Here is an 11,966-nt window from a genome sequence, read left to right as displayed (position 1 = left end):
ATTATATCGTTTTAATACTGTTAATTGTATAATTGCACTGTGGATATTGGTTCCCTGAATCGTCTTTTATCTGATAGGACTGCCTGCCTGCCCCTTGGGTTAGCTGTATAGCAAAACCACCCGGAGTAAGCTTATTATCTGCAAGAGCATTATTGGCCGTCAACACCTTTGTAATAGAATCTGCAAGTCCGGCTATATCTACAACACCCGGCTGAGTTCCATTTCTTAACTTTCCGGCTGCAGTAATACTTCCTATTTGCGTTCCCGCAGGATGAACTGCTTCCGATGGGTATCCAAGTCCTCTCATGGATACTTCAAAGCTCTGTGTCCCTTTTTCTCTTGTTATCCCAAAATGCAGACCTTCAGCAGGCTCAGAGAAATCTACCTTATCTGGAACACCATAAAACAGACAAAGCAATACATTAGGCGAAAGCCTGTCCATCCTTACTATATTAAGAAGTTTATCTCCCTGATAAGCATTGATCTCTATTCCCGGCCAGCCTGAAACTACTTGTGAGCGAAAAATAAAACCCGAGATAGTTCCACCAGTAGTACCTATATTCGAAGGTTCGTTACGAAGTGTAGATCTAAGCTTTATCTGGGCTTCATCAACCTGTGTGTATATATTCTCAAAAAAGGCTTCTGTAAACACCTGATCTCTTGATGATAATACCCCTGTGCTTAAGGCTCCGTCAACAAGCCTGTCCATCCAGTTCCTGTCCAGAAAAAAGAATCTTAGGGATTCTGTAGGCAGCAATCGTGGATCTGGTATCAGATATTCTGTTGGAACTCCATATAAAAGTGTAAGCTGTGCTAACCATTGTGCAAGATCATCTGGCAATTCTGGTGCATCACTACCTTTATTTCCGGCAGATGCAGCCATCATATTTTTCACCATAGATTCATGCAGTGTATTTCTGTTTCCCCAGGATTTCATAAGATTATTTTTTTAGTTTTTTAACAAGTTCTAAAAGCGGATCATCATCATTTTTAATGAGCGTTTTAACCTCCTGATCATTTAGTACTCCCGGTAAATGATTCCCCAAGAGTTTTTCCCTGCGGGTTTCAAAAACAGGCCACTCAACATCTCTGAATTTATTAGTAAACAGGCTGAGTGTACCTGATACTATGTTTGGTTCTTTTACTTCGGCAGCAGCCAGTATATTTGCTTTTGCCTTCAGTTGTTTGTTTTTAGATTCTTTGGTGAGTTTTTTTAAATAAGCATTACGCCAGCTAAAAAGACCGTTGGCAAAAGTGCCATCAGATAAAGCCAGTAAACGTCCTATTTGCCATGCCGAACTATAGGCATGGTTAAACAATCCATACTCAGGATCATAATGAATAGCATGGTCACTGTACAAGTATGGGCCATATGCAAAGCTCCTTTGTGTAGGTGCTGCAACCATAGGTCCTCGATACCATGAAGTAGAGGTTTCCCCTTCACGCATATTGTTTTGCAGTGGCACATAACTTATCTCCAGAGCTTCTTTTGCCAATTTATTAGTATCTGTATCTGGTATTTTAGGCATTTGTAACAGGCTGACGCCTCCTCTGCCTTCCAGACACAAATCGGACATTAGCGTCTTAAAACTGGCTCTTGCCTCATTACAGGTAAACTGCCAGGATCCAAGCATTACGAGTCTTATCTTATCGTAACCGGTAATCTTATTAGGGCTCAAATGATCCTGATGCCCTTCATAAGACACTAAATAAATATAATTTTTATCTCCGCCTTTTGGCAGCCTGTTGCCAATGACTACAGAAAAACATCCATCGTCATCCATGCCCAGCATCACTTTCCCACCTGTATTTACACCCCTTGCATGTGCAAGGAAAGGAAGTTCGGTTATTGTAGGTGCTATCGCCTGAAAGTAATCAAGATCAACATCCATTACAGTTAATGAATCGGTGCCATTCGTTACTTTTCCTAATACTGGCAATAAAACCTTATCTGTTGGTGTAAGCATTTCTTCTACAGTCATTACTCTGGGTATGGCAGGTACTTTACCCAAATCTATGTCGTCCTGATATACTGTTAATAACCCCATCCAGGGAATCTGGTTTATTTCGGCAGGATCCCCCATAGCCTTGTTAAATCTTAATTTCCTTTCTGCATCGGTTACTGGCGGATTAATTTCACGAGACCATGGTAATGAAAAGTTATTAAATACCATATGTGGTAATGAATTGTCGTAATTCCCCAATTGATTTGCCGGAGGGTATAAAGTATGTATTGCACTAGGCTCAATACTAAATCGCGGACCATTAACAAGCAATGGCTGGTTAGAAGCGTATAAAGGGTCCTGATCATCAGTTACTCCTTTTACCTCTTGTTTTGCTTTTAATGTATAGTTACCGGCGGGTAAAGGTGGCTGGATATAATCGTAAAAACGAATTTCTCCTGCTCCTATCGTATCCGGTTGTGTTATTATGCTGGTACTCATTAGTTCGTTATTTAGCAGTTACTTGTATAGCACTCGATTTGTTATTGTCTGCTTCCAGGTCTATGGCTCCGTAATTAAGCGAAAGTCCATTCCATATTTCTCCTGAAATTTCCTCCATATTTGTAAGTCCGTACATCCCTGTAATATTTAAATTGCTATTATCTGGTTTTGCAATGACTCCATAATAGGTATCTGTCGATTTGGCTTCGGGAACAGCATAAACAAAGATTGTTTTGCCATTTTGGATATATGATTTTAGAGGTGTGTTCAAGCCGGTTTTTAGCGGAATCTCCCCTGAAGCTACAGTTACTAAGACATCATCGTCTCCTTCCATTATACTTTCTGTCATCACAGCAATGAATTTGCAGGATATAGGGAAAAGTGATTGTATCCATCCAGGCTCCAAACCGTTTACACCGTGTACCTTGTTGTTTTCCAGCAGGTCTCCTGTATCAATTAATCCCATTTGTCTGTTAGTCCCCGGAATCAATATTCGCTGGCTGTTTTGCACCCTTATCAATGCTCTGTCAGTCAGTGCCCAAATCGGATTGATTTTAGAAAGCAGCGTATTTTTTTGCCAGCCTGCAGTATTGTCAACATTTTCTCCGTAGCCCTGTACTACTACCTGTGCAGTAAAAGCAGGAAGGGTATATATTACGCCGGATTCAAAATATTTCATGCTGGTTATTTCCCCATATTTATTAAAAGTGAATATAAGAACAGGAAGATTACCGTCGTTTTTCACAGTAACAACAGTGTTTACATCCGTTTCCCATAAAGCTATACCTCCATCATGAATGGTTATAAAATCCACAGAAGCTATTTCTTTTTTATCCACAGAAACAGGATCAACTGTTTTGTCAGACCATTTAGCCCTTACCTTGGTTGAATATAGCGGCATTGCACTTAAAGAAGATATGTCTTCACTGCCTTTCATAACAGCTCTTGTAGTATATCTTTTTAAGATACCCTGTAACAACGGCTGCCTTACTTCTTTTTTCAATGATGCTGCTTTTTTAACTCCTCTTACCGCTGTTCTCGGAGTTCCTTTTACAGATTGTCCGCCATTTTGATAAATGCCAAGTCTTGCAATAACCGGAAGATCCTGAAGTATCATTTCTGCGGCAAAAGCCATTACAGAAAGATCCGGACTATCAGGTGCTGCAATGCTACTTGCCCTTAAAGCATTGAACACAGCGTTACGCTTAACAATTACATCACTGTTCATGATAGACTCTTTGATTATCGTGTATGATCTGTTCTGATCAGGGTAAAGCGGTGCTGCGGGATAATTTGGTACTAAAGCATATGGCAACAGCCTGATCGCGTTATTATCATATTTTAAATTATCTATATTAAATGCCGGTATATTACCTGCAATGACATAATGATCTGCAGTTATTGTTACCCCAAACAACGCTCCATCAATAAGCATCGTTTCTGCGTCTGGTGCCTGTTTTTTGTCCAGCATTTCTTTTGACCATAATGCTGAAGGGGCACCGTTTGTTATAGCAGTCATTGTAATTCCTCTTGCAGAAAGATCAACCTCATTCCCAGCTCCATCAACTATAGAGATACTTAATGGCGCTTCAAGGTTTGTGATATATCCCATAGGACGTACTCCTACCGCCTTACCGTTCTGTTCAAATCCTGAGTTGCTTACGGTTACTAAATTTGCAGGGATTGCCGACTGAACCGAAACAGAGAATGGAACCGGATTTACCATCCATACCGCACTATCTTTATTGGTGCTTTGCAAACCGGAATCTGCATTCCATTTCACAATTTCCTGTGAACCACCACTGGTATCTTTAAGCATTAAGTTTTTTGAAACTGATTGCCCTGATTTTGGCAGGAAGCTTTGTTCAAAAAGTGCCCAGGTAAGCTGGTTATCTATTGGAGATTTACCAGATCCAATAGGTATCGTAAATGAAATTACATACCAGTTCACCTCTATGGATCCATGTGTAGGAGGACCTTCAAGATTAAGTTTAGCACCAAGCTCAGCTTTAAGCGTTATAGATACACCGGCAATGGTTGTTCCAAAAGAAACCCCGACAGTAATACCAATACCTACATTAAAGTAGAATGGTTTCCACTCAATAAGGAAATTAGCATAAGCATTTAACCAGGCACTAAGCGGCCCAAGCTCATAGCTTACATTAAGGTAACCTCCCGCCATAATGGCTGTAGGGCATAGTGCAAAATATACGCCTCCGGATATACTTATCTTACCTACAGCAATATCCATTTTCCATTGCATTCCTAAACGCGGCACATCAGGATAATAAACAGGTGCATTGAACGCCGGGTGATAGCCACCCAATGTTATTACAAAGTCACCCGCAGCTATTTTATAATCTTTCGTAGTAATGTCTTTATACCATAAGTAAAAGGCAAATCCTCCTGTTACTTTACAGTCTTTAGTAAGCACATATGAGTTTGGCGTCAGCCTTGCCTCTGCCGATATGATTCCTTCACTTGGTTTGAATGATACTTTTATAGCCAGCTCAAAGTAGGCAATTGCGATATCCGGTACTTCCGGTGGCAGGGTTGCATAACTTAACCCCAACAAATTAATATCCCATTCTTTACCAAAGCTCAGAAATAATATTGCAACGGTATTAATAAGCTCAAATGATTTGAATTTTAATCCGGCGGCTACCCAATACTGCCCTATCTCCGGTTTAACAATTTCCGAAAGTTCTGTAAGGGCTTTAACAGGGTCATTACTTGTAAAACTGCCATCTACTACACCTTTAACCAACAGGAAGCTTTGTACTTTCTCTACAGATGGAATCTGGATAGAGCGGTTGTAGCTAAAACCTGCGGCTATGCCTGTAATAAAAAATGCAGGCGGACCTCCCAGTGGAGCATTCAATACCCCAAATACAAATAACGACGGAACTGTGTCTGCACCTTGTTTATCAGATACCGGTATTTGTGCATAAGATCCCAATGCCATTAAAGAGAATGAACCTCCTTTAATAACTGCTGTTCCGTTATAACATAAAAACGGTTCTGTTTGTTTAAGTAAGCCTGCATCCAGACTAACGCTTCCTCCCTTAAAGCTAATATCCAACCCCTGGAGATCCAGAGTATAAATACCAAAATCTGTTGGTTTTTTTGTAGGCAATCCTACGTCCAGCCCTATAAGTGTTGCTTTTAGTCCGGCAAGTTCTACGCTTCCTGAAAAAAGAAAATGCAAATACTTCTCTATGCTTTCAGCATCCCAGCGTAACCCCAGACTGTCTACAAACAGTGGCCCAAATCCCCTTTGAACAGGCAGTATAACCTCGGTACCATTGCCTGTATTGCTCTTAAGATTAATATAGGCCTTATTGATATAACCTGCTGTTACAGAAAATGTAGGGTTGGTTGGCGGATTATCTTTACTTTTTTCATCACCTGATCCTAACAAGTTGCTTGCAATAGGATTTGCACTACCCCCAGATGCCATTGTAGAAGGTGACAATGAAACTCCTATATTTTCCAGCGTAACCCCAGCACCAAATGTTACCGTAGGGTCGCCACCATTTAATTTCAGATCAAATAAAACCCTTGGCTTAATGGCTTGTATTACAAACCTGCTGAAGTCTACGAGAGGTTTACCCTCAGTACCTACAATATCGAATCCTACATTATCCAGTACAAGGTTTATATTACTAAAATCGGCCGATATTTCGTTAGTTTTAGCATCTACAGTGATAGGTATATATATACCAATCCCGGAATTGCTAACTTCACCGCCACTGCCTTTTATCCAGTCATCATTTTTATCGCCTAACTGCAACACAATATTAGGCAGTGCTGCAATCTTAAGATCGGGTGCAAAAAGATGAAGGCCATAACTGCCCGTCTTACCAGATTCCGGACCTATTACTATCTTCGATTTATTATCTTTTCCAAAAGTCAGTATCGTAATCTCATTCTGCATCAACGTTTTAAGCAGATTCCCAAAGAAAGCCTGCGGCGTTATATTGCTGAGGTTATCAAAAGAGTTAAGGTAATATTTTTTAGCGGTACTGCCCTCGCCAATAATAAGTGAGGTTGCTTCAAGAAGCAATGCAGGTGTTGGCACTCCCGATCCAGTACTTATAACCGGCGATTCCAGCCATGTATGCACACTATCCTGATTAAGCACCAATGCGGATATATATCTTGGAACAACATTTTTAAATACGCTGAATATCCATTCGGACATCCTGTCGGATAATGAACCCTGCCCAGGGAAAAACTCCGGCAGTAACTGCCTTTTAAGGCTTGAATTTTCCAGACCCGATTCTTTCTTATTGGTCAGTGGATCCAGAGATAATACAAAACCTTTATCCGAAACGTATTCCAGATTAATAGACGGTCCCGAAGTACCTTCAATAGGTACCATAACATTAAACCCAAAATTAAAATCGAATTTACCTGTGGCAATATCAATACCTGCACCTGTATCAGAAATAGTAATATCAACTATCTTAAGTGAAGGCATTTCCAGCCCAGCCCATAAGCCCAACAGATTCTTGTTATTTAAACCTGCTTTTATTACCGGCATATTCGCACCCGGAGAAAACAACACAAGTCCCTTGTCTGTCGATATCTGGGTAGGCAATACCGTATCCAGTAATGTTTTTACAGCAATAGCAGTTGTTGCGGAATTCGTTTCGCTGAACCTCTCTTTTAACCATTTCAAGCCCGCCTCTTCGATTAACTCAAGTAATTCAGGCTGTGTTTTATCTATAAAGTTTTGTGGCGTAAGTATTTTTAATAATGCATCGGCTAGTTTACCTACCTCTACAGACGATGCAAAGTCTGTCATTTTATCTATAAATGGTTTTGCTCCTGTTTGTGCCAATGCCGTGAGCAATTTAGGTGTAAGGTCTTTAATAAGGGTTACAGCTGCTAGTCCCGCAGCCTGGCCTGCGATATTCCCCCATCCTAAAAATGGCAGTAATTGCAGGTTTAAGTCTTCCGGTTCTGCCGGAGTGCCCCTTGATATTTTAAGTAGAAATTCTTTATCAAACCCGGTAGATATAAAGAAAGGAATATCAGCCGATTTAGTAGAAATATCTACTCCTCCCGAAAATGCGGGCTGAAAATTAGCGTCAAGATCTACTTTTAATTTAAGATTATCCAACACAGCCGTACCTCCGGCAATGTCTATTTCTGTAGTACCAAACTGAAATGAAGCCAGTCCGTTTTCTCCCGTCAGGTTTATAGCCAGATCATAAGGCAGACCAGTAATACTTACCCCATTTGTAAGTGGAGCTGCCTTTATACCATTTGCAGTTGACACTTCGGGTAAATTACTTAGAAGTTTTACAAGTGAAGCTACATTAAACTTGCCGTTAAGTCCTAGTACACTATCTGATAAAAGCCATGGCAGCGGGTCTTTTAGTATCCCTAATATAGACTCCATGCTCCATTCCTGACTGTTTGATGCTGCTAAAAGAAGATCCTTATTTTGGGAACTATTCGTTTTTTTAGCTAAACCAAGACCTTCAAATACCTGTTGCAGGAAAGGATACTTATTTAACAAGCTGTCTTCCAGAACTGCATTTAAAAGCACATTAAGGACATAAGCTGGTGCTATTTTAGATAACTGATCTACAAAAGTGCCTCCATCAAAAGGATACAATTGCAGCGGATCTGCAGAAGGTTTACTGCCATCACCCCAAATTAATTTTGAAGTGAAGATATTATCTGTAGTTAAAGGATAGGTTAAATTTATAGTATTACTTAATGCCAACTCTAATACCGGACAATAGGCATTAAGCGTGCACTGCATAGATTTGTTAATAAGATCCAGAATTATAGTACCGCTAAACTCTGCAAATGTACCCAGCTTAAATGCATTTTCCGGTAAAATCGCCAGAGTTACTACTCCACTACTGTTTGTACTAAAAGTGAAATTACCCCATTTTGCCGGCTGAAGATCCTGTACAAGCTCTCTTGTTAGTGCTTGTAATACTTCTGTATTAGTGAATAAATTTTCAAACCTGTCTCTTATACTGTTAACCGGATTTGAAGCTATCTCAAGTAAAGCTTTAGGATATAAAGGATACCCTTGGGAAGCCGGCCCGCATATACCCAGTGCATTTAAAAGATCGAGAAGTGGTTTTGGAAAGTCAGGAATTTTAATATCAAAAATATCTTCTAAAAAGGAGAATAACTGCTTTCTTACATTGACATCAGTCAATAAGGAAGATAGCTGCGATTCGATATAGGTATCAAAATTAGAAATAAGTCCGTTCCACCCTGCAATATTTATGGCATAAGGATCTTCTTCTTCTACCCGGACTATAACCAGTCCTAATAAAGACAGAAGTTCATATGCCGTTTTAAAGCCTTGTACATCTTTTACCTGTGCAACGGCAACCTGTACCGCCTCATTTAAGATGGTATAAAATGCCTGCTGAAGGCTCGCTGCAAAATCAGGGCTTAAAATTTCTTCAAGCGTTAACGAATCCCTTTTTTCCTGTCCTGCCAGCGTTACATCAAGCATAGTTACTACAGGTTCAAATTTTATACCTGAGTCTGCTATGCTTAAATTTAATCCTAATATTACCTTGCCAACACTTCCTGCATTAAGAGGTAAATCTATCAAAAGGCCATCAGGATTAGATAACGTTCCCAGAAGGCTGAAAGACGGACAATTAGTAGTTATAAAATCTCCGGTTGCCAAAGAAAATTCTATGGCATTTAACCTTGTCTCAAGATCAAACTGGAAATTAAGATTCGTTTTCTTGTCATTGTATTGGTATACATCATTACGGCCTATTCCTGTTCCTATTACCTTACTGACTGTATCGTACCATACCGGTATTTCAAAGTTTTTAGGTATAGGTGTTTTATAAGGATCAATAAAGGTACCGCTGCCCGTTATATCCGGAGGTGTTTGTAAATCTGGATTAATGGTCCATGAAAGCAATGCCAATAAACTTTTAGCCTTATTATCGGTGTTGAAATTATCGGCAAACTGGTTTCTTATATCTCCCCAGGGAGCAGCAAAACTTGAAATTTTAAATTGTGTAAAACCATCCCATTTAAACCCTTTCGGATAAATAGTGGATTTAGAAATATCTGTGAGCAGGCCAAAAGCCCCTGTTGTAAATAATCCGGCTCTCGTATTAGTACGCATTAAGAAAGCGCCCAATGCCCCTACAAGAAATGGTCCAAAAGTTTTTACACCGTTTATTACCAGATCTTCCAGTGCAGACTGGTCATCAAAATTAAGGTCCTGTCCAAGTGCAAGATCGTTACCATCCAGTTTCAAAGTTGGCTTATTTACAAATAACGACCAGTTCCAGCCACTAAATCTACTCCATGCAGCAGATAGCTGAGATTTATCCACACTTACAGAAATACCTGCTGCTTCGGGTGTCTCAAAACCGTCGGGCAATGTTAACTTTGCGGCAATAAGTGGCAGCCAGTTAGCGCTTATTTGTGTGTTTCCTGTACTTCCAGAAGGGAAATCCACACTTACAAAATCAAGCGTTATAGAAGGAACAACCTTTACATCCAGCAGGTTTAGCTCCGGCTCTAATGATAATCCCAAAACAAGCCTTGTATCATCGTTAGGTAATACTGTATTATATGCCGTTAAATAAGCAGGCAAAGAAATATCATCCAGTGAGATACCTGCTTTCCAAGGTGAATCAGCCGTACCATCACCGGTTACAGTTATGGTTTCTCCTCCAGTTGCTGCATTTAGCATTTGTGCAAAATCCTGCACTATATATGTAAATGCTGTTTTATTATTGACCAATGGTGCATACTTAAGGACTTCCAGATAATATCCTGCCCATGCACCTATTGGATTTGTTATCGAATTAATCATCTGCTGAGCGTCAAACGGGACTGCTAATTCTGCAGGCCAGTCTGATGCAGCACTTGTTGGACGTGTAAGACCTATAAGCGACGCTACACCATTAGCAAATGTATTTGTTGAAGTTGATGTCACTCCCAGTAAAGTCTTGATACCATCACTCAATAATGAAGCACCTGCATTAGCTAATTGAGAAGGAGAAAGCAGATCAATCGTATCAAAAGAGCTGGTATCGGTTACAACCTTATTTAATCTGAAATAAGGAACCACACTTCCGGATAAACCAAATGACATACCTCCTTCAAGATTACCAAAACTGTATTCATTAAATTCGCATAGCGGTTTACCAGCTGTTTTATTATTAAGGGCACATTTAAACTGAAAATTGATTGTAGGATCTGCCGATACATTCCTTCCGCTTAGCTGGAATTTTGCGAACTCCAAATCGGCTTCCACATTAAAGGCAACATCAGAATCGCCCAGTATTATATCTTTGCCCGAAAATGATATACCCGGATAAAAATAACGGGTACCTTCTAAAACTACATCGGTACCTACTGTAAAATTTAGTTTTCCAATACTGTCAACGCTAATTAGTGAGACTTGGAAAGGATTTGCTCTTGTACCGCTTCCTGTAGCAGTTACCGGAGTATCGCTTATAAAACCTCCCAGACAGGAAAGCCACGCTTTTAATTGTTCAGGATTAGAACTTAGAGTATTAAACCAGTTTAAAAATGGTGTTGCTGCACCATTAGGATACTGACTTGGGTTTGAAGCTATTTTAAACAACTCATACCATTCCAATACAGGTAATTTTTGGTCTGAGTTAGGAATTATAGAAGTTAATCCCATTAAAGGAGCAAAATAGCCTATTCTTGTTTGTTGTTTCTCATCTGGAAACACTTTACTTAAAGCCCCAATAAAAAGGCTGGATACCGTTTCCAGTATCTGCTGGCCTGTTATGGCTTCAAGGTCAGCAAGGGTGCGGTCGCTTGGTTTTTTATCTCCTGCCAGCTTTAAAGCCAGCACCATAACCGAAAGATCAAACGGAGAAGCAGCAGCAAGATCTATACTGGCATTTACTTTTACTCCATTAAAAGAAACATCATTAATATCTATTAAAGGGCTGTCGGTTTTAGCCCCTTCTAACGCTATTCCAAAATTGATAGGATATCCTTTTGTATCAAAAGTAATGTTAACCTCTCCTTTATCAATCCTGATAAAAGGGATCTGGCCCCAAACATTAACCTTTATTAATGGATTCTCTGATGTCACTGTCCAACTGTGCAGAATACCCAGCCCTAAAACAGTTTCTGTACCTTTTTGAGAGGTTACAAAATAAAGTCCGGTTTCCTTATCATCATATTTTACGGGATACCATGTACCCAGTAAAGCAGGATCTTTTACCGGAATGCCAAGCGAATTACCTCCTACCTTGCCTAATATCTGACCCAGTAAATCTCCCAAATTAGATGATTTTTCTGTAAATCCGCTTTTAGTCTTTTCTATAGGATCTGTAAACCATGCATTATTAAGATTGTAGGTATCATCCTGAGACTCTTCTTTATCAAGAAGGCCCACCATTTCACCCAGACTGCCCAAAATAGGATCCAAACCGGAAAATGTAACACCGTTATTGCCTCCTAAGGCATCCTCTGTGAATGTTTCTGTATCGTTAAAATATGTGTTTTCCATGGGATGAT

At 39.9% G+C, this 11,966-nt stretch carries 3 protein-coding genes; all 3 read right to left on the bottom strand.

The window, feature by feature from the left end:
• Position 1 precedes the first annotated feature (1 nt).
• The 3 genes from ACHRWY_RS13180 to ACHRWY_RS13170 are packed head-to-tail and all read right to left on the bottom strand — an operon-like array spanning position 2 to position 11,958.
• Positions 2 to 937 (bottom strand): hypothetical protein, encoded by a 936-nt coding sequence (locus ACHRWY_RS13180; protein WP_395355201.1) that lies wholly within the window; start codon positions 935 to 937, stop codon positions 2 to 4.
• 4 nt (positions 938 to 941) lie between these two features.
• Positions 942 to 2,444 carry a hypothetical protein gene (locus ACHRWY_RS13175; RefSeq protein ID WP_395355200.1) on the bottom strand — a complete coding sequence of 501 codons (1,503 nt, stop codon included), beginning with the start codon at positions 2,442 to 2,444 and terminating at the stop codon, positions 942 to 944.
• Positions 2,445 to 2,451: 7 nt separating this feature from the next.
• Positions 2,452 to 11,958, bottom strand: a complete 9,507-nt coding sequence (locus ACHRWY_RS13170) for a DUF6603 domain-containing protein (protein WP_395355198.1) — start codon at positions 11,956 to 11,958, stop codon at positions 2,452 to 2,454.
• Between the last annotated feature and the right edge of the window lie 8 nt (positions 11,959 to 11,966).

Origin of the sequence: Flavobacterium sp. FlaQc-48, assembly GCF_044007335.1 — a bacterium.
GTDB lineage: Bacteria > Bacteroidota > Bacteroidia > Flavobacteriales > Flavobacteriaceae > Flavobacterium.
Note: the sequence above shows the minus strand (reverse complement) of the source record. Positions and strands in the feature narration are given on the sequence as shown.

What these genes read in the sequence shown, in the direction of transcription:
- ACHRWY_RS13175 (WP_395355200.1), bottom strand. Translation starts at nt 2,444, where the DNA reads ATGAGTACCAGCATAATAACACAACCGGATACGATAGGAGCAGGAGAA.
- ACHRWY_RS13170 (WP_395355198.1), bottom strand. Translation starts at nt 11,958, where the DNA reads ATGGAAAACACATATTTTAACGATACAGAAACATTCACAGAGGATGCC.
- ACHRWY_RS13180 (WP_395355201.1), bottom strand. Translation starts at nt 937, where the DNA reads ATGAAATCCTGGGGAAACAGAAATACACTGCATGAATCTATGGTGAAA.